This is a genomic window from Streptomyces sp. NPDC001714 (assembly GCF_042892755.1).
In the GTDB taxonomy this organism is placed as follows: Bacteria; Actinomycetota; Actinomycetes; order Streptomycetales; family Streptomycetaceae; genus Streptomyces.
In genome coordinates, this window is record NZ_JBIAUL010000025.1 from 99366 (window position 1) to 118922 (window position 19557).

Sequence of the window (19557 nt, forward strand, 5' to 3'; positions counted from 1 at the left end):
CGGTAAGGCCGAAATTAGGCAGAACAGGTGAAGCGGCCGATGGCCATAGGTGAACGGAGGGTGAACCCCTGCCGTCAACCCGGTTAGGTCACGGAACGCTTACGGTGAGGGCACACGCCGGTTCCAACAGGCGGGTTACGCGAACATTTCTTCGCCGTTCGCCATCGCAGTCGTTACGACGTCACAGCGTTCGTTACACCGCACGGGAACCCGTGTGCGACGGACGCCGTCTCGTCCCACGAAAGCCGACGCGAAAGGCACGGGCATGGAACGGCGTACGTTCATATCTGGCGGAGCGGCCGCCCTCGCGGCGACCGCCCTGACGGGGTGCAGCTCCGGCAGCGCCACCGCCACCCACACGACCGGCGCGCCACTCGCGACCACATCCTCTCGTACGGCGCTGAAGACCACCAGCGCAGCGGCCGCGGCCAACTGGACGGCCCTCGCCCACGCCCTGGACGGCACCCTGGTCCGCCCCGGCGACGCCTCCTGGACCACCGCCCACCAGCTCTACAACACCCGGTTCGACGGCCTGAAGCCGGCGGCGGTCGCGTACGTGGCGCACGCCGGCGACATACGCACCACGCTGTCGTACGCCCAGGCCCATCGCGCTGAAGGTCTCGATCCGCAACGGCGGCCACTCCTACGCGGGCTACTCCTCCGGCGACGGCCGCCTGATCCTCGACGTCTCGAAACTGAACCGCATCCGCGTCAGCGGCGGTACGGCGGTCGTCGGCGCCGGCTCCAAGCTGATCGACGTCTACCGGGGCCTGGCGGCCAAGGGCGTGACCATACCGGCAGGCTCCTGCCCCACCGTCGGTGTCTCCGGCCTGGTCCTCGGCGGCGGCCACGGGGTCGCGTCCCGCGCGTACGGCCTGACCTGCGACAGCCTCACCCAGGCGACGCTGATCACCGCGGACGGCACGCAGGTCGTGGCCAACGCGGCGACGAACAAGGACCTCTTCTGGGCGCTGCGCGGCGCCGGCAACGGCAACTTCGGCGTCGTCACGGAGCTGCAGTTCAGGACCCACCCGACCCCGCAGGGGGTGACGGCGTACCTGACCTGGCCGTGGTCGAAGGCGGCGCAGGTGTTCAAGGCCTGGCAGGAGTGGGGCCCGTCCCAGCCGGACGAGATCTGGTCGTCCCTGCACCTGGAGAACTCGGGCAGCGGCCCGCGCGTCTCGGTGGCCTGCTTCTCGATGGGCACGTACGGCGAGCTCCAGAACGCGGTCGACGCCCTCGCCCACCGGGCAGGCGCCAACGCCTCCTCCGTCTCTCTGCGCCGCCACGGCTACGAGGAGGCGATGGAGATCTACGCCGGCTGCTCCTCCTTCTCCACCGAGCCCCAGTGCCACCTGCCCGGCTCCACCCCCGGCCGCTCCCCCCAGGGCAGGCTCGGCCGCGAGACCTACACCGCCCGCTCCGACTTCTTCGACCGCTCCCTGTCCGCGGCCGGCATCCAGACGGCGCTGCGGCAGATCGCCGCCGTCCGGGGCGGCGCGGGCAGCATCGCGTTCACGGCGCTGGGCGGAGCGGTGAACAGGGTCTCGCCGACGGCGACGGCGTTCGTGCACCGCCGGTCGCGGATGCTGGCGCAGTACATCGTGTCGTGGGGTGCCGGGTCCTCCGGCAGCACGGGTCAGTCCTGGCTGAACGCTGCGCACACGGCCATGAAGCCGTACGCCTCCGGCGCGGCCTACCAGAACTACACGGACCCGACGCTGACGGACTGGAAGAAGGCGTACTACGGCGACGCCGTGACGAAGCTCGGCAAGGTGAAGCAGCAGTACGACCCGAATCGGTTCTTCTCTTCTCCGCAGGGGTTGTAAGAAGGGGTGGCTCGGCGGGTCGTGCATCCGCGGGTGCGTGGGGGCTGATCGCGCAGTTCCTCCCCCGGCCGAAGGCTGGGGGAGGCACCCCGCCAACGCGGGCGAGTGAAACCCCCCGACCTCGGCCCCCGCCTACGCCGCCAGGTCCCGCTCCTCGGCCTTCACCGACGCCCGGGCCCCCGGCACCAGTCCCACCCGCGCCGACCGGCCCCGCACGATCCATCCCACCCGCGCCGACCCCCCGACCGCCTTCATCACCGGCGTCAGCAGCGCGGTCGCCGGCGGAGACAGCAGCAGGACGACCGCCGTACCCAGCGCGAACCCGCCGACCACGTCCGTCGGGTAGTGCACCCCCATGTACACCCGGCAGAACCCCTCCACCAGCGCCAGCCCTATCCCCGCCACCCCGAACCTCCGGTTGGCGACGAACAGCCCGACCCCCAGCGCCATGGTGATCGTCGCGTGGTCGCTCACGAAGGAGTAGTCGGTCTTGCCGGAGACGAGGACGTCGATCCCCTGGTGGGTGAGGAAGGGCCGGGGCCGCTCGACAAAGCCGCGGATGGGAACGTTCACGAGGACGGCGATCGCGGCGGCGAGCGGCGCCCAGACCAGCGCGGCCATGGTGGACGGGGCGTCCTCGTCGCCACGGCGCCGCACGGACCACCAGCACCACACCACCAGCAGCACCATCGCGACCAGCAGCCCGTACTCCCCGACGAACTCCATGGCCCGGTCGAACCAGTGCGGTGCGTCCTTGGCCAGGCCATTGATGTCGTAGAGCAGGTCGACGTCAGGGTTCGACCCGGATTCGGCGATTACAGCCATCGCGCTGCGGCCCCTTCGTCGTCGTTCCGGGACGCACCTGGTGTGCGTCGCTCGCTGCCACCCCCGTGGTCGGCTACGTCAACAGGAACGCACGGCCGACACCACTACGTTCCAGGTTCCACCGAATGATCACGCAGACGTTATCGAAGAGAAACACAAACCCCCAGCTCAGGGGGTGGGTTATACGCTCCGTTCACACCGTGGTGGGGAGTGCTTTCGCGCCATCCTCGGTGACCCGGGTGGCCCCGAAGTAGTCGGCCGAGTCGATGGGGTCGAAACGGATCACGGCCCCGGTGTAGGGCGCGTCGATCATGTAGCCGCCGCCGACGTAGATCCCCACGTGGTGGATGGCGCGGGAGTTCGAGAGGTCGGTGGAGAAGAAGACGAGGTCCCCGGGGAGCAGCTCGCCCCGCGAGGGATGCGGTCCCGCGTTGTACTGGTCGTTGGCGACCCGCGGCAGCGTGATACCGACACTGGCGTACGCCGCCTTGGTCAGCCCGGAGCAGTCGAAGCGGCCGCCGTCCGCGGCGGTGCCGTTGCCGCCCCAGAGGTAGGGGGTGCCGAGCTTCTTCTGGGCGTAGTTGATGGCCCCGGCGGCCTGCTTGGTCGGCGAGAGCCGGCTGACGGGCGCGGCGAAGCTCTGCTCCAGGGTGGTGATGGTCTTGACGTAGTTCTGGGTCTCCTTGTACGGCGGCACGCCCTGGTACTTGATGACCGCGTACGCCCCCGCGTTGTAGGCGGCGAGCATGTTGTCGGAGATGTTGCCGGGCACCTCCTTCACGTAGGACGCCAGTTGGCAGTCGTAGGAGGCGGCCGACGGAATCGCGTCGTTCGGGTCCCAGACGTCCCGGTCGCCGTCGCCGTCGCCGTCGATGCCGTGCGTGGCCCAGGTGCCGGGGATGAACTGAGCTATCCCCTGCGCGGCCGCCGCACTCTGCGCGTGCGGGTTGAACCCGCTCTCCTGGTAGAGCTGTGCGGCGAGCAGGGCGGGGTTGATGGCGGAGCAGAGGTTGCCCCACTTCTGCACGAGGGTGGAGTACGCGGCCGGCACGGCTCCCTTGGCCAGGGTCTTGGAGGCGCCGCCGACCCCGTTGAGGAGGTTCCCGGCGACGACGTACACGCCGACGACGAGCAGCATGACGAAGCTCACCCCGAGCGCCGTCACCGCGCCACCGACCACCCATACTTTCCGCACGCCCCAACCCTCCCCCATGTCAGGGCTGTTCAACGCCATTTCGGCCGAGAGTGGCGCTATTTCACAGGAAGACGGCGCACATGACGCGCCCTCAGCAGGCCGTCTCAGTCACCCGTGGCGTCCTTGTACAGCTCGGCGGCCTCCCGGCCGAGCACCACGCTGTACGAGACGTCGGGGGTCGAGCCGCCCTGCTCGTGCCCGCCCAGCACCCCGACCACCTCGTGGTCCCCGTTCACCCACGGACTCCCACTCGTGCCCCCCGTGAACTCCGGGCAGTCGATGCGCTGTTGGGTGGCGCTGTGGGCGACGGGCTTGTTGGTGCAGCTGACGGGCACCTCACGCAGGTCGGGGTACCCGGTGACGGTGACCGCGGTGGCGCCGGTGGCCACCCCGGCGGCGAACCGATTGCTCCCGGTCACGTCCTCGACCTGCTTCCCGTCCCGCTTCTCCACGACGGCGAAGGCGACGTCGCTGTCCTCGCTCTGCCCGTGGGCCCACCCGTCGGGCAGATACCGCTTCCCGACCTTCCACACCCCGTACGGCGCCTGCCCGTCCCGGTACCCGGGCACGAACACCAGCCCCGTGGCGTCGCCGTCCCCGTCGATGCAGTGCGCGGCGGTGACGATCAGGTCCCGCTGCGGGCTGTGCACGACGGAGGCGGTGCAGAAGTGGTTGCCGGACAGGCTCCCGGCCTTGTCGGCGCCGAACAGCGCCCCGACTTTCGCGCTCTCGGCGGTGGCCCCGACCACCGCGGTCACCCCGAACGGCCCCGCAGCTTCGTCGGCGGCCGCGACGGAGGCCGAGGTGGCGGCCAGCACGACGACGGCGCAGAGCGCGACGCGTCGCGAGGTGGCAGAGATGCGTGAGGTGCGCTTCATCAGCGCCTACTGTCCCCCACAAAGGTGAGAAACGGTTCCCGACTTCACTGAGTTTTTTCCGGGAACCGCCCTTGCGGCCGACCGGCCTCGCCGTGGAGAGGGAACCCGTCGGTCACGGCATCGCGCCTCGGACTGCCTCTGAGGCCCGTCTTCCTGAGGGCCGGCGACGCGAAGGCGTCATGCGCCGCCCCCGCGCTCAGAACGTCGTAGTCATCCCCCCGTCCACCGCGATCGTCTGCCCCGTGATGAACGACGCCGCGTCGCTCGCCAGGAAGACGACGATGCCCGCGATCTCGGCCGGGCGGCCCCATCGCCCCAGTGCGGTCCGGGTCCGCAGCCACCTGCCCCACTCCGGGTCCTCGGCGAGTTCCGCGTTGACGTCGGTGGCGAAGGTGCCCGGGGCCACCGAGTTGACCGTGGTGCCGCTGGGGCCCAGGTCGGCCGCGAGCGCCCGGGTCAGGCCGTCGAGGCCCGCCTTCGCGGTGGCGTAGGCGACGTCGCCGATGCGGCCGAGCTGGCCGACGACGGACGAGACGTTGATGATGCGGCCCGGGGTGCCCCGTGCGGCCAGGCCCCGGGCGACCGTCTGGCTCAGCGCGTACGCCGACGTCAGGTGGACGTCGAGCAGCGCGGACAGCTCGTCGGGGGCCATCTCCTCGACGCCCCTGCGGTCCCGGTGGCCCACGTTGTTGACAAGGATGTCGATCGCGCCGAGGGCGGTCACCGCCTCCTCGGCCGCCTCGCGGTCGGTGACGTCGAAGGCGGCGGCCGTGACGTCCAGGCCGTCGTCCTCGCGCAGGGCCGCCGCCATCTCCTCGAGCGTGGCCGCGTCCCGGCCGTTGAGGACCACCCGCGCACCGGCGCCCGCCAGACCCCGCGCCATCTCCAGGCCCAGCCCCCGCACGGAGCCGGTCACCAGGGCCGTACGCCCGTCGAGCGCGAAGTCCACGGCGCCGCCGCTCATCCGGCCACCTCCCGGAGAATCGTCGTGTCCGTCGTGTCCGCTCACCGTATCCGGGTGCCGAGACGGGCCCGCCGGGCGTCCAGAAACTGGGCGGTCACCCCGGGCACGGCACCTTCACGCGGCCTCGACGCCGAGCGGCCACGTCACCCCCGTCATCTCCTCCGACAGCGTCCACAGCCTGCGGGCCGCCGCCGGGTCGCTCGCCGCCGCGCTGCGGCCGACCAGGGTCGGCGCTCCGCGCATCTCACCCAGGCCGTCCGGGCCGACGAAGCTGGCGCCCGGCAGGTCCTGGGTCGCCGCGTACAGCGTGGGGAGGGTGCCCGCGCGGTCGTCCTGGGCGAAGAGGCGGTTGCCGACCCGCATGCCCAGGCGGGCCAGCGGGTTGGCGGTGTGGCTCTGCAGGTTGGTGGCCGCGTAGCCGGGGTGGGCGGCGAGAGCGCGGACGCGGGAGCCGGCCGCCGTCAGCCGGCGCTGGAGTTCCAGCACGAACAACAGGTTCGCCAGCTTGGACTGGGCGTAGGCGCGGGTCGGGTTGTAGGCGCCCTCGAGGTTCACGTTCTCGAAGTGGATCACTCCGTCGCCGCCCCGGTGCAGGCCCGAGGAGACCGTCACCACGCGGTCCGTGAGGTACGGCAGGAGCAGGTTGGTCAGCGCGAAGTGGCCCAGATGGTTCGTGCCGAACTGCATCTCGAAGCCGTCCTTGGTGCGCAGCTCCGGGAGCATCATCACGCCCGCGTTGTTGACCAGGAGGTCCAGCGGCCGGTCCCAGCCCGCGGCGAACTCCCGTACCGAGGCCAGGTCGGCCAGGTCCAGGCGGCGGACCTCGGTGCTGCCGTTCACCCGCGCCGCGGCGGCCCGCCCGCGCTCCGGGTCCCGTACCGCCAGCACCACATGCGCACCGGCCCGGGCCAGCGCGTCCGCGGCCGTGAAACCGATCCCGCTGTTGGCACCGGTGACCACGGCCGTACGGCCGGAGAGGGCGGGCAGGTCGGAAACGTTCCATTTGCGATTCTTCTCAGCCATGTCCGCCAATGTAGGCGTCGACAACAATGCTGTCAACGACAACAAAGATGGCAACGACAACAAAGCTGACGTCGACTACATCGGGATACGATGGCCCCCATGCCGCAAAGCCGCCCCTACCACCACGGAGACCTGCGCGCCGCCCTGCTCACGAGCGCCGAGCGAACCCTGCGCGAGAAGGGCACCGCCGCCCTGTCCCTGCGCGAACTGGCCCGCGACATCGGGGTGAGCCACGCGGCCCCCGGCCGGCACTTCAAGGACAAGCAGGCCCTGCTGGACGCGCTCGCCCTCAGCGGTTACGAGCGGCTGAATCAGGCCCTGGCCTCGGCGGACCTCCCGGACGCCGCGCTAGAACCGCGCATGACCGCGCTCGCCCGCGCCTACGTCGGCTTCGCCGTCGGCAACCCCGAGCTGCTGGAGCTGATGTACTCCCGCAAGCACGAGCCGGGCATCGGCACCGACCTGGCCGCCGCCGCCGAGCACTCCCTGGGCTCCTTCGTCCTGCTGGTGACCGACGCCCAGCGGCGCGGCGAGATCGTCCAGGGCGACCCGGAGACCGTCACCCTCACGGCCGCGGCCTGCATCCACGGCCTGGCCGCGCTGGCCACCAACGGCACCCTCCCGCCGGACGCGGTCCTCGCCGCTCTGGACCAGCACGTCCACCTCGTCCTGCACGGCCTCAAGCCCCGCTGATCCCGGCCCACTTGAGGGCTTACGGGGGCTCGGTACGCCCCGATCAACGCGCATTGAACCCCGCCCCGGAGGGCCTTCGGGTCAATCGAACCCCAACTTCCGGCCATCCGGGCCCCAATGATCAGTAAGTCCTTCCCGCCCTTCAGTAACGCGGAAGTCAGGATTCCGAAACCCACCTTGTTGTCGCGTACTCAACAAGGGGATGGTTCGTCGCGGGCCGCCGCCCCCACCGGCAACCACACCGGTGGTCCCCCACCCGCAGGCCTCTGTCCCACCTCTCCCAGGAGGCTGTACGTTGCGCACGCCCACCCCCAACTCCCCCCACATACGCGGTAGATGGCGCCAGCTCGGCTCGGCAGCGGCCGCCACCGCCGCGCTCCTCGTGGCCGGCTTCGGCACCGCGGCCCACGCCAGCGCGGCCACCGCGACCGCCACCGCGACCCACAAGGTCAGCGCCAAGGCCATCGCCGCCCAGGTCGCCAAGGCCCACGTCCGGTACGAGAAGGCCGGCTGCGGCGCCACCCCGAAGACGGGCTACGCCGCGTGCAACGCCCTGCGGGTCACCGGCGGCACCACCGCCTTCATGGAGAAGCAGGCCGCCCTCAAGGGCATCGCGCCGAAGACCGTCAAGCCGAACGCCGCATCCGACTCCCCCACCGGATACGGCCCGAGCGACATCCAGTCCGCCTACGGCCTGACGGACGCCGCCGCCTCCAACGGCTCGGGCGAGACCGTCGCCATCGTCGACGCCTACGACGACCCGAACGCCGAGGAAGACCTGGCGACCTACCGCTCGTACTACGGCCTGTCGGACTGCACGACCGACAACGGCTGCTTCAAGAAGGTCTCCCAGACCGGCTCCACCACCTCGCTCCCCTCCGCCGACAGCGGCTGGGCCGGCGAGGAGTCGCTCGACCTCGACATGGTCAGCGCGACCTGCCCGAACTGCAACATCCTGCTCGTCGAGGCCAAGTCGGCCTCCGACGCCAACCTGGGCACCGCGGTGAACGAGGCCGTCAAGCTGGGCGCCAAGTTCGTGTCGAACAGCTACGGCGGCTCCGAGTCGTCCTCGGACACGTCGTACGACACCTCGTACTACAAGCACGCGGGCGTGGCCATCACCGCGAGCGCCGGTGACGAGGGCTACGGCGCCGAGTACCCGGCCGCCTCCCGGTACGTGACCGCCGTCGGCGGCACCGCCCTGAAGACCTCCTCCAACAGCCGCGGCTGGACCGAGTCGGTGTGGAAGACGTCGAGCACCGAGGGCACCGGTTCCGGCTGCTCCGCCTACGACGCCAAGCCCAGCTGGCAGACCGACACCAGCTGCTCCAAGCGCATGATCGCCGACGTCTCCGCCGTCGCCGACCCCGCCACCGGAGTCTCCGTCTACGACTCCTACGGCTCCGACGGCACCGGCTGGAACACCTACGGCGGCACCAGCGCCTCCTCGCCGCTGATCGCCTCGGTCTACGCGCTGGCCGGCACCCCGGGCAGCAGCGACTACCCGGCCGAGTACCCGTACGCGGCGGCCGGCACCTCCGCCCTGAACGACGTGACCAGCGGCAACAACGGCTCCTGCTCCGTCTCGTACTACTGCACCGCGAAGTCGGGCTACGACGGCCCGACCGGCTGGGGCACCCCCGAGGGGACCGACGCCTTCACCGGCTGAGCCCCGCACCGATTGACCTCCCCGTCGGGTCACGGGGAGCCGCCACCGTGAGGGGGACGTGGGGTCCCCTCGGCGGCAGGGAAAGAGAGACGGGCCACGGCAGCCGGCCGTGGCCCGTTTTTCCTGTCCTTGGCAACTCCCGTGAGGTTCCTGTGAGTTGAGTCAAACGCCCGTCACCCGCAATCCAACGGGCGGCCATCGAAAGGTCACGCGAAGGCCCCGTTCGGCAATGCGGAAGTCAGGATTCCAGCAGCCTCTTGTTGTCACGTACTCAACAAAGGATTCTCTTCGCGGGCCGCCGCCCCGCCGCCGGGGAACCCGTACCGACCACCCGCACCGCCCCTGTTCCCACCCCAGTTCCGGAACTCAGGAGGCTGCACGTATGCGTTCCACTCCCCCCAACAGACCGTCCACCCACGGTAGCTGGCGCCGGATCGGCGCCGCAGCAGTGGCCACGGCCGCGCTGGTCTTCACCGGCCTCGGCACCGCCGCCCAGGCCGACGCGGCTGCCACCGCGTCCACCAAAGTGACCTACGTCTCGACCCCCTGTGCCACCCCCAAGCACACGGGTGACCTCACCTGCAAGTCCTACCGCGTCACCGGCGGTCTCACCGCCTTCCAGAAGATGCAGGCCGCGAAGACCGGCATCACCCCGAAGGCGGCCGACGCGTCGACCCCCTCCGGCTACAGCCCGACCAACCTCCGGTCGGCCTACGGCCTCACCTCCGCCTCGGCCTCCAACGGCTCGGGCGAGACCATCGCGATCGTCGACGCTTACAACGACCCGAACGCCGAGTCCGACCTCGCCACCTACCGCTCGTACTACGGCCTGTCGGCCTGCACGACGGCCAACGGCTGCTTCAAGAAGGTCAGCCAGACCGGCTCCACCACCTCGCTGCCCTCCTCCGACAGCGGCTGGGCCGAGGAGATCTCCCTCGACCTCGACATGGCCTCTGCGATCTGCCCGAACTGCAAGATCCTGCTCGTCGAGGCCACCAGCGCCAGCTACGCCAACCTCGGCACCGCGGAGAACGAGGCCGTCACCCTCGGCGCCAAGTTCGTCTCCAACAGCTACGGCGGCTCCGAGTCCTCCTCGCAGACCTCGTACGACACCTCGTACTACAACCACCCCGGCGTAGCCATCACCGTCTCCTCCGGTGACAGCGCCTACGGCGCCGAGTACCCGGCGACCTCCCGGTACGTCACCGCGGTCGGCGGCACCAAGCTGTCCACGTCCTCCACCACCCGCGGCTGGACCGAGACCGTCTGGAAGACGTCCAGCACCGAGGGCACCGGCTCCGGCTGCTCCTCCTACGACGCCAAGCCCAGCTGGCAGACCGACACCGGCTGCACCAAGCGCATGGAGTCCGACGTCTCCGCCGTCGCCGACCCCGCCACCGGAGTCTCCGTCTACGACTCCTACGGCGTCACCGCCGGCTGGTACACCTTCGGCGGCACCAGCGTCTCCGCGCCGATCATCGCCGGCGTCTACGCCCTCGCCGGCACCCCGGCGAGCGGCACCTACCCCGCGCAGTACCCGTACGACTACGCCGGCACCTCGTACCTCAACGACGTGACGAGCGGCAACAACGGCTCCTGCTCCACCTCGTACTTCTGCACCGCGGGCACCGGCTACGACGGCCCGACCGGCTGGGGCACCCCCGAGGGCATCACCGCCTTCGCCAACTAGTACCGGCGCTCCTCCCTCTCACGGGCTCACGGGTCGCGGCAACCAGCCGCGACCCGTTCGTCATGAGAACATCGGGACGGTGGTATTCACCCGACTGGCCGTCAAAAACCCCGCCAGGTCGTAAAAGGTGTCAACGACGGAACTGCACCACAGGTTCCGCCCAGGCCTCATTGCCCGGCGTGACCTGCCGTGATACACAGAGTGACCGTACGAACCCTTCGTACGAAACCCGCCAATCAATGACGTCAAGTCGACATACTCCGGCGACGTTGTCGGCGACAATGATGCGTGACCTCTGCACCGAGCAGGGGCGGACAGAACTACCCACCAGGGGCGGTGACTTACATGTTCCTTGCAGCCGACAAGGGCGACATCAACACCATCATCGGCGGAATCGCTCCGGACTGGGGCCCCTTCGGCAGCCTGGGCAACGAAGCGAAGACGATGATCCAGGTGGTCATGGCCGTCGCCATCCTGCTCTGCCTCGGCATCGCCGTCTGGGGTGCCGCCAAACAGCGCATCGGCGCCACGGCCCTCCGTGACACCTTCAGTGCCGAACAGGGCAAGGGCCTCATCATCGCCGGACTGACCGGAGTCTTCATCATCGGCTCACTCGGCACCCTGTTCACCATCGTGTACGGCATGGCCGTCTAGCCGCCTGGACCTCCGTATCCCCCGCTCCGAGGTTGCGTTTCCCTGATGTCGAGTCACCACACCGCGCCCGCGCGGGAACCAGCACGGCTACCGTCGTACTGCTACGCGTTCCGGTACGACGTGGAGGGGGAGCACCCGGCATGAGCCTCGGAGACGAGCCCGGCTACCCGGAGACCGGCCACACGCGCACCCGCCTGCCCGAGGGCGACCCGTACGGCGGCGCCTCCCGCCGCGGCGGCCGGTCCTCCTCCCGGAGCCTGGTCACGGTCGTCGGCGTGGTCGTCCTCCTCATCGCGGCGATCGCCTTCGCGAACAGAGGCGGGAACGACACCTCCTCGAACAGCGCCGACACCAACAGCACCGGCAACGGCGGGCCGGTGACCTCCTCGACCGCGGCCAGCGGGACCAAGCCGGTGGAGACGAAGAGCGACGGAATCCCGACGGGGTACGCACACAGCAGGCAGGGAGCGCAGAGCGCGGCGGCCAACTACGCGACCGCGCTGGGCTCCGACGGCATGTTCATCACCGCCACCCGGCACGCGATCGTGCAGACCGTCGCCGACCCCGGCGTCATGAACAGCATGCAGTCCGGCTTCGACGCCGACTACTCGGCCGACTTCCTGAAGAAGGCCGGCCTCAACACCGACGGTACGGCCCCCCAGGGCAGCACCTTCGTCAACCGCACGCTGCCCGCCGGTACCAAGGTCACGTCGTACACCGACGCCGCCGCCACCGTCGAGGTCTGGTGCAACGGCCTGTTCGGCATGGCCGGCGAGAAGTCGACCACCCCTGTCACCAGCAACTGGTTCACCATCACCATGAAGCTGAGCTGGAGCGGCGGCGACTGGAAGGTCCTGGAGTCCAGTCAGAGAACCGGCCCCACCCCGGTCAACGGAGACAATCCCGTCTCCGGGACCGACGAGATCAGCAAGGCGGTCCAGGAATTCGGAGGGTTCACCTATGCCCGCTAGCCAGCACCGCGTGCTCAAGCTGACCGGCCTGGTGGCCTCCGTACAGGCCTCCGCCGTCCTCCTGGCCGCCCGCGCCTTCGCGGCCCCGACGCCGACCCCCTCCGCGACCCCGTCCGCCACGCCGAGCAGCGACAACTGCGCCGGAATCACCGGCCCGTCCCTGCAGCTCTGCGAGAGCGGCTCCGGCGGCAGCGGCGGCGGCTCCACCACCGACCCTCTCACCTCCACCCTCGACCCCCTCTCCTCCCTCGCCCAGGGCTGCGCCAAGGCCGCCTCCTGGACCGTCGACAAGCTCAGCGACGCCGTCAAGGAGACCGCCAACGTCGACTTCACCAACGAGAAGTTCCTCCAGCAGTACGCCGTCGTCTTCGCCGCGTCGACGATCCTGACCCTGCTCCTGTGGCTGCTGGCCGTGGCCAAGCGCGCGGTACGAGGCGTCCCCCTCACCACCGCCATCTCCGAGGCCATCGGCTTCCTCTGGCTGACCGTCCTGGCCTCCGCCTTCACCCCGCTGATCCTCTACACGGTCGTCTCGGCCACCGACGGCGTCACCGACGTACTCGCCAGGACCACCGGCGACCAGACCGACACGTTCTTCGGCACCTTCTCCGGCGCCCTCAGCAAGGGCGACAACATCGGCGGCGGCCCGATCATGCTGATCGTCGTCTCCCTCGTCAGCATCCTCGCCGCCGGCGTCCTCTGGCTGGAGCTCGTCATCAGGGCCGCCCTGCTCTACGTCGGCGCCCTCCTCGGCACCGTCGTCTACGCCGGCCTCGTCGACAAGAACCTCTGGGGCCACGTCCGCCGCTGGGCCGGCATCATGATCGCCGTCATCCTCGTGAAGCCGGTCATCGTGATAGTGCTCGGCCTCGCCGGCGCCCTGTCCTCCGACGGCGGCCCCGACTCCTTCTCCGCCGTCGTCTCCGGCCTCGCCATCATCCTGCTCGCCATCTTCGCCAGCGCGATGATCTACCGCTTCGTCCCCGGCTTCGGCGACGAGATCGCCGCAGGCCGCAGCAACCGCATCATGTCGGGCGCCGAAGGCAAGGCCGCCGCAGTCATCAGCAGCCCCGCCAACCTGGTCGCCCAGGGCATCAGAACGCACAGCGCCCGCGCCGACAACAACGGCGGCGGTTCCGGCGCCTCCGGTGCCCGCCCGTCCAACCCCGCCTCGGGCGGCGTCGCCGCGCACAGCACGCGCACCCCGAACGGTGGTGGCGGCGGAACTGTCCCCTCCGCCGCACCCGCACCCCGCGCGCCCAGCCCGGCGAACACCCCGCACGCCAGCAACACCCGCAACAACAGCTCGGGAGGTGAAGGGCGTTGACGACAGAGTCCCACCTGTCCCATCCGATCACGCCCCGCCGTACGTATCTCATCGGCCGCGCCCGGCCGAATGCGATCATCGGCAGGAACCGTGAGTCCGGCGAGATCGTGCTCATCATCGCGGGCGCGTTCCTCGGCATGATGTGCGGGCTCCTCGTCCCGGTGCTCTCCCTGCGGATCGTGCTGCTCATGGGCTTCCCACTGATCGCACTGGCCGCGGTCTACGTGCCGTACAAGCGCCGCACGTTCTACAAGTGGTTCGAGATCAACCGCAGTTTCAAGCGAACCCTGCGCAACGGCACCGTCTACCGCTCCACGGCCTCCGAGGCCGGCACCCGGCTCGACGGCCGTGAGGTCGAGATCGGCCCCCCGCCCGGCATCGGCCGCATCACCTGGCTCGCCGCGCCCTTCGGCCCCGACGAGATCGCCGTACTCCTGCACGCGGACCGCAAGACGGTGACCGCGGCCATCGAGATCGAGGGCCCCGGCGTCGGCCTGCGCGACTCCGAGGACCAGGAAGCCCTCGTCGACCGCTTCGGCACCCTCCTCAAGCACGTGGCCAACGGCGACGGCTTCGTCACCCGCCTCCAGATGCTCGCCCGCACCCTCCCCGCCGACCCCGACGCGCACGCCAAGGACGTCGCCCAGCGCGGCGACGACAAGGCCCCGGACTGGCTGTCCCGCTCCTACGACCAGCTCCAGTCCATGGTCTCCACCAGCAGCGAGCAGCACCGCGCGTACCTCGTCGCCTGCATGCACTACTCCCGCGAACTGGCCGCCGAGGCCCAGGCGATGGCCCGCGCGGCGCGCCCCCAGTCCGGCCGCAAGCTGGACCGCGACGCCGGCCTCGCGGTCGTCATGGCCCGCGAGCTCACCGACATCTGCTCCCGCCTCCAGGAGGCGGACATCCGCGTCCGCCAGCCCCTCGGCCAGGGCCGCCTGGCGTCGCTCATCCACTCCATGTACGACCCGGACCACCCCATCGACCACATCCAGGCCATGACCCAGCGCAACGCCTGGCCGGCCGAACTGGACGCGATGGAGCCGACGTACCTCCAGGCCAAGACCCGCGAGTCCGCCACCCGCGAGCCCTGGTGCCACGCCACGGCCTGGGTGAAGGAGTGGCCGATGACCCCGGTCGGCGTCAACTTCCTGGCCCCGCTCCTGGTCCACACCCCGGACGTCATCCGCACGGTCGCCGTCACCATGGACCTCGAACCCACCGAGGTCGCCATCGAACGCATGCTGACCGAGAAGACGAACGACGAGGCGGAGGCGAGCCGCGCCGCCAAGATGAACCGGACCGTCGACCCCCGCGACATCGCCGCCCACAACCGCCTCGACCAGCGCGGCGAGGACCTGGCCAGCGGCGCCGCCGGCGTCAACCTGGTCGGCTACATCACCGTCTCCTCCCGCACCCCGGAGGCCCTCAACCGCGACAAGCGCACGATAAGGGCGTCCGCCGGAAAGTCGTACCTGAAGCTGGAGTGGTGCGACCGCGAGCACCACCGCGCCTTCGTGAACACACTGCCCTTCGCCACCGGAATCCGAAGGTAGAGGCTGATGCGCTGATGAGGGACCCGCTGTCCGTCCTCACCGAAGCCTTCACGTCCTTCCTCTTCGGGAAGGTCGAGACGACCCGCTCACCGGTCCGCACCTCCACCGGCCAGGCCCAGGCGGTCTACCTCCCCACGGCCGCGCCCGGCCTCGGCGACTCGGGCGTGATCATCGGCCGCGAGGTGTACTCCGGCAAGGGCTACATCTACGACCCCTTCCAGCTCTACGGCCAGCAACTCCCCGCCCCGCACTGGCTGGTCCTCGGCGAGTCCGGCAACGGCAAGTCGGCCCTGGAGAAGACCTACGTCCTGCGCCAGCTCCGCTTCCGCGACCGCCAGGTCGTCGTCCTGGACGCCCAGGGCGAGGACGGCGTCGGCGAGTGGAACCTCATCGCGGAAGAGCTGGGGATAACACCCATCCGGCTCGACCCGATGGCGGCCCTCGACCACGGCATCCGCCTCAACCCGCTGGACCCGGCGATCACCACCACCGGCCAGCTGGCGCTGCTGCGCACCATCATCGAAGTCGCGATGGGCCACGGCCTCGACGAACGCTCCGGCTTCGCCCTCAAGGTCGCCCACTCGTACGTCAACGAGTCGATCCTCGACCGCCAGCCCGTCCTGACGGACATCGTCGAGCAGCTCCGGCACCCCGAGCCGGAGTCGGCCGAGGCGATGAACGTCGCCATAGACGACGTACGGGCCTGGGGCCTGGACGTCGCCCTGGTCCTGGACCGGCTCGTCGACGGTGACCTGCGCGGCATGTTCGACGGCCCGACCACGGTCGGCATCGACCTGGACGCCCCACTGATCGTCTTCGACCTCTCCCACATCGACCGCAACTCCATCGCCATGCCCATCCTGATGGCGATCGTCGGCGTGTGGCTGGAGCACACCTGGATCCGCCCCGACCGCAAGAAGCGCATCTTCCTGGTCGAGGAGGCCTGGCACATCATCGCCAGCCCGTTCGTGGCCCAGCTGTTCCAGCGCCTGCTGAAGTTCGGCCGCCGCCTGGGTCTCTCCTTCGTCGCAGTGGTCCACCACCTCTCCGACGTCGTGGACGGCGCGGCGGCCAAGGAGGCGGCGGCGATCCTGAAGATGGCGTCGACCAGGACGGTCTACGCCCAGAAGGCGGACGAGGCACGGGCGACCGGCCGCGTCCTCGGTCTCCCCCGCTGGGCGGTCGAGATCATCCCGACCCTGACCCCCGGTATCGCCGTCTGGGACGTCAACGGCAACGTCCAGGTGGTCAAACACCTGGTCACCGAGACGGAACGCCCGCTCGTCTTCACCGACCGCGCGATGACCGAGTCGTCCAGCGACGTCCTGCTGTCCCCGGACGACGCCCTGGTCGCCGCCGAACTGGAGGCGGAGCAACGGGCTGCCGCCTTCGTGGAGCAGCACCTCGGCGACTCCGAATCGACGGTGGCGTAGGGAGGCCGTTCGTGAGACCGGACCCTCGGCAGGAGCGCGATCAGCAGGGCGGCGGGATTCCCGACGGCCTGCTGATCGGCATACTCGGGTTCCTGCTCGGCATCACGATCATGGTGTGGACGGCGACGGGCCTGGCGGCCTGGTTCGCTCACGGCAGCTGGCCGTCGACGGTCAGCCTCTCCCACACCCCGCTCGCGATGCGCCACCTCATCGGCTCCCCGCACGACATCACGGGCGCCTGGCCGGACACACCGGCGGCTCGACTGGCGGGCTGGGGACTGTTCTGGGGCCTGTTCATCGGCCAGCTGATGGTCCTGATCGTCCTCACCGTGTTCGTGCTGGGGACGGTCGCCCGGTGGCGGGCCGGAAGGAGAAGACGGGCGGCCACGGCGAAGAGCAGACACGCGACCGCGGTCCCGGAGCCCCGCACCGAACCGGAAACGGGCCGGGAAGCCCGCCAGGAGGCCCGCTCGGCGGCTCTCCAGGAGTCCCGCCCGACGGCCTTCCAGGAACCCCTCCAGCAGCCGACGATCCCGATGACGGCCGCCGCATCACCGGAACCCACCCTCGAGGACATCCGCCCCGCCCTCAACGGTGACCGGCTGAACACCTGGACCAGAATCCACGTCGCACCGCGGGAGAGCCGGCAGACGACCGCGACCCAGGCGATCCGGGACGCTCTCGGCCCCGCCCTCGTCGTCACCTCGAACCCCGCCCTCTGGTCGGAGACGAAGGACGCCAGAGCCAAACTCGGCCCCGTCCTCCTCTACGACCCGAACCACCTCTGCGACACCCCCGCCCGCTTCCACTGGTCCCCCACGGCCCACTGCGAGGACAAGCCCACCGCGATCCAGCGCGCCCAGGCCCTCCTCACCCCGGTCAGACCCACCGCGAAGATCGACCAGACGGTCACGGACACGGCCGAGACCCTCCTGCGCAGCTACCTCCACGCCGCCGCCCTGGAGAACCGCACGATCCGCCACGTCCACCGCTGGGCACAGGGCACCGGCGTCCAGGACGCGGTACGAACCCTCCGCACCCACCCCAAGGCCGCCCCGGGCGCCGCCGGCGAGCTGGAAGCCGCCCTCACGTCCCACCCGGAACGCCGCGACATCGCCCAGGAGTTGACGGCCAGGGCGCTCGCCGCCCTCTTCACGGTCAACATCCGCGAGGCCTGCACACCCAACCGATCCGATGCCCTCGCCCTGGATTCCTTCGTCGACGAAGGGGGCACGCTTTATGTGGTCGGTGAATCCATCGAGGACCCCAGGACCAACCCCGGCGCGATGCCCCTCCTGACGGCCCTCGTCTCCAGCGTGGTCGAGCACGGCCGGCGCATGGCCGAACGGTCATCCTCCGGTCGGCTCGACCCACCACTGACCCTGGTCCTGGACGACGTGGCAGCCGTGGCCCCGCTCCCCCAGCTCCCCGACCTGCTGGCCTCCGGCTCCGACCAGGGTCTGCCGTCCCTCGCCCTGCTCCGCTCCCACGAACAGGCCCGCTCCCGCTGGCCGCACCGGGAGCTGCCGGTCTAGGCCGGCCACTCCAGAACGAACTCGAACTCCCGCTTGCCCGCGTCCGCCTCGAGCCGCACGGTCACGCCGCTCGGCACGAACCCGGCCTTCCGGTAGGCGCCCTGGGCGCGGGGGTTGTCCTCGTGCACCAGCAGCCGCGCCCGCTCCGCGCCTCGCTCCCGGGCCCACGCCACACCGGCGTCGAACAACGCCTTGATCAGCCCGCTCCCCCGGTGCTCTGGCCGTACGAACACGCCCACGACGTGCCCCTGCCGCCGCTCGACCGGAAACCCGGCCCAGTCCGTCGTCCCGGCCTCCTCGATCAGCACGGTCACGGTCCCCACCCACTCCCCGTCGGCCGCCTCGGCGATGAACTGCCGCGCACCACTGGGCTCCTCGGCCGAACGTGCCGCCCGCTCCTGGTAGAACGAGTCCGGCCGCCGCAGGGCGTCGTCATAGGTCTCGAGAAACGCGATGTCCGCAACCGGATCCCGCAACGCGACGAGACGCAGCCGCTTGACGGCCTCCCACTCGTCGGCCCGTATCGCGCGAATCACGTAATCACCGCTGGTCGTAGCACTCATGTGGCCACGCTAACCCTCACCGCCCCCCGCACTCACCTGGTTTGTCAGTGCCGCGGTCTACGGTGGGCGCCATGACGACTCTTCCGAACCGTCCGAACACCGCCCTGCTGATCGTGGACGTGCAGAACGGGGTGGTGGACAGCTCCCACAACCGCGACGAGGTCATCGCCAACATCAACACCCTGCTCGACAAGGCCCGTTCCGAGGCGGTCCCCGTCGTCTGGATCCAGCACTCCAGCGACGAGCTGAAGCCCGACAGCGCCCCCTGGCAGTACGTCCCGGAACTCGTCCGCGAAGCCACCGAGCCCCTCGTCCACAAGCGCTACGGAGACTCCTTCGAGGACACCGAGCTGGAGTCCGTGCTGGCCGAGCACGGCGTGGGCCGCGTGGTCGTCACCGGGGCCCAGACCGACGCCTGCATCCGCTCCACCCTGCACGGCGCGATGGTCCGCGGTTACGACGCGACGCTGGTCGCCGACGCCCACACCACCGAGGACCTCACCGCGTACGGCGCGCCGGCCCCGGAACAGGTCATCTCGCACACGAACCTCTACTGGAGCTGGCAGGAGGCTCCGGGGCGAAAGGGCGGCACGGCCGAGACGGCAGAGGTGACCTTCTGAATAACGCAGAAAACCCCCGCATCGATGATGCGGGGGTTTTCTCAATATTTGTTCGGCGGTGTCCTACTCTCCCACAGGGTCCCCCCTGCAGTACCATCGGCGCTGTGAGGCTTAGCTTCCGGGTTCGGAATG

Annotated in this window: 16 protein-coding genes, 1 rRNA gene and 1 pseudogene; 11 read left to right on the forward strand and 7 right to left on the reverse strand. The window is 70.2% G+C overall.

Annotation, left to right across the window (positions count from 1 at the left end):
• Positions 1 to 265: 265 nt before the first annotated feature.
• Positions 266 to 1829, forward strand: a pseudogene (locus ACFY0P_RS44340) (FAD-binding oxidoreductase).
• Between the two features lie 132 nt (positions 1830 to 1961).
• Here ACFY0P_RS44340 and ACFY0P_RS44345 read toward each other — a convergent pair.
• From ACFY0P_RS44345 to ACFY0P_RS44365, 5 genes are all read right to left on the reverse strand, one after another.
• Positions 1962 to 2654: a phosphatase PAP2 family protein gene (locus ACFY0P_RS44345; RefSeq protein ID WP_388927381.1), complete on the reverse strand. Its 693-nt coding sequence runs from the start codon at positions 2652 to 2654 to the stop codon at positions 1962 to 1964.
• 193 nt (positions 2655 to 2847) lie between these two features.
• The gene (locus ACFY0P_RS44350; RefSeq protein ID WP_388927384.1) at positions 2848 to 3867 is read right to left on the reverse strand and encodes an NlpC/P60 family protein; all 1020 of its coding nucleotides are present in this window, start codon (positions 3865 to 3867) and stop codon (positions 2848 to 2850) included.
• Positions 3868 to 3953: 86 nt separating this feature from the next.
• On the reverse strand, positions 3954 to 4727 hold the full coding sequence (locus ACFY0P_RS44355; RefSeq protein ID WP_388927387.1) for a trypsin-like serine peptidase: 774 nt from the start codon (positions 4725 to 4727) through the stop codon (positions 3954 to 3956).
• 196 nt (positions 4728 to 4923) lie between these two features.
• Entirely contained in the window at positions 4924 to 5691 is a 768-nt protein-coding gene (locus ACFY0P_RS44360; RefSeq protein WP_388927390.1) for an SDR family oxidoreductase, read from the reverse strand.
• Positions 5692 to 5805: 114 nt separating this feature from the next.
• Entirely contained in the window at positions 5806 to 6714 is a 909-nt protein-coding gene (locus ACFY0P_RS44365; RefSeq protein ID WP_388927393.1) for an oxidoreductase, read from the reverse strand.
• Between the two features lie 90 nt (positions 6715 to 6804).
• Between ACFY0P_RS44365 and ACFY0P_RS44370 the strand changes: the two genes are divergently transcribed.
• The 9 genes from ACFY0P_RS44370 to ACFY0P_RS44410 all read left to right on the forward strand — a co-directional run bounded on the left by ACFY0P_RS44370 (position 6805) and on the right by ACFY0P_RS44410 (position 18242).
• Positions 6805 to 7407 carry a TetR/AcrR family transcriptional regulator gene (locus tag ACFY0P_RS44370; RefSeq protein WP_388927396.1) on the forward strand — a complete coding sequence of 201 codons (603 nt, stop codon included), beginning with the start codon at positions 6805 to 6807 and terminating at the stop codon, positions 7405 to 7407.
• 295 nt (positions 7408 to 7702) lie between these two features.
• Positions 7703 to 9076 carry a peptidase S8 gene (locus tag ACFY0P_RS44375; protein ID WP_388927399.1) on the forward strand — a complete coding sequence of 458 codons (1374 nt, stop codon included), beginning with the start codon at positions 7703 to 7705 and terminating at the stop codon, positions 9074 to 9076.
• A gap of 382 nt (positions 9077 to 9458) precedes the next feature.
• Positions 9459 to 10766 (forward strand): peptidase S8, encoded by a 1308-nt coding sequence (locus ACFY0P_RS44380; RefSeq protein ID WP_388927402.1) that lies wholly within the window; start codon positions 9459 to 9461, stop codon positions 10764 to 10766.
• A gap of 345 nt (positions 10767 to 11111) precedes the next feature.
• Positions 11112 to 11420 (forward strand): hypothetical protein, encoded by a 309-nt coding sequence (locus ACFY0P_RS44385; RefSeq protein WP_089101683.1) that lies wholly within the window; start codon positions 11112 to 11114, stop codon positions 11418 to 11420.
• 140 nt (positions 11421 to 11560) lie between these two features.
• Entirely contained in the window at positions 11561 to 12391 is an 831-nt protein-coding gene (locus ACFY0P_RS44390; protein ID WP_388927405.1) for a hypothetical protein, read from the forward strand.
• The gene (locus tag ACFY0P_RS44395; protein WP_388927408.1) at positions 12381 to 13718 is read left to right on the forward strand and encodes a hypothetical protein; all 1338 of its coding nucleotides are present in this window, start codon (positions 12381 to 12383) and stop codon (positions 13716 to 13718) included. Before ACFY0P_RS44390 ends, ACFY0P_RS44395 begins: the two co-directional genes overlap by 11 nt.
• Entirely contained in the window at positions 13715 to 15274 is a 1560-nt protein-coding gene (locus ACFY0P_RS44400) for an SCO6880 family protein (protein WP_388927411.1), read from the forward strand. Before ACFY0P_RS44395 ends, ACFY0P_RS44400 begins: the two co-directional genes overlap by 4 nt.
• A 14-nt stretch (positions 15275 to 15288) precedes the next feature.
• Complete coding sequence (locus tag ACFY0P_RS44405) at positions 15289 to 16707, forward strand: ATP-binding protein (protein ID WP_388927414.1); 1419 nt, start codon at positions 15289 to 15291, stop codon at positions 16705 to 16707.
• 11 nt (positions 16708 to 16718) lie between these two features.
• Positions 16719 to 18242 carry a type IV secretory system conjugative DNA transfer family protein gene (locus ACFY0P_RS44410; RefSeq protein ID WP_388927417.1) on the forward strand — a complete coding sequence of 508 codons (1524 nt, stop codon included), beginning with the start codon at positions 16719 to 16721 and terminating at the stop codon, positions 18240 to 18242.
• Here ACFY0P_RS44410 and ACFY0P_RS44415 read toward each other — a convergent pair.
• A complete protein-coding gene (locus ACFY0P_RS44415) occupies positions 18239 to 18805 on the reverse strand; it encodes a GNAT family N-acetyltransferase (RefSeq protein ID WP_388927420.1) in 567 nt (188 codons plus the stop codon). The genes ACFY0P_RS44410 and ACFY0P_RS44415 overlap by 4 nt on opposite strands.
• A 71-nt stretch (positions 18806 to 18876) precedes the next feature.
• Here ACFY0P_RS44415 and ACFY0P_RS44420 point away from each other — a divergent pair, with 71 nt between their 5' ends.
• Complete coding sequence (locus ACFY0P_RS44420; RefSeq protein ID WP_388927423.1) at positions 18877 to 19425, forward strand: isochorismatase family protein; 549 nt, start codon at positions 18877 to 18879, stop codon at positions 19423 to 19425.
• Between the two features lie 50 nt (positions 19426 to 19475).
• On the opposite strand, the gene rrf is transcribed toward ACFY0P_RS44420, so the two are convergent.
• A 5S ribosomal RNA gene (gene rrf, locus ACFY0P_RS44425) occupies positions 19476 to 19557 on the reverse strand; the annotation flags it as partial.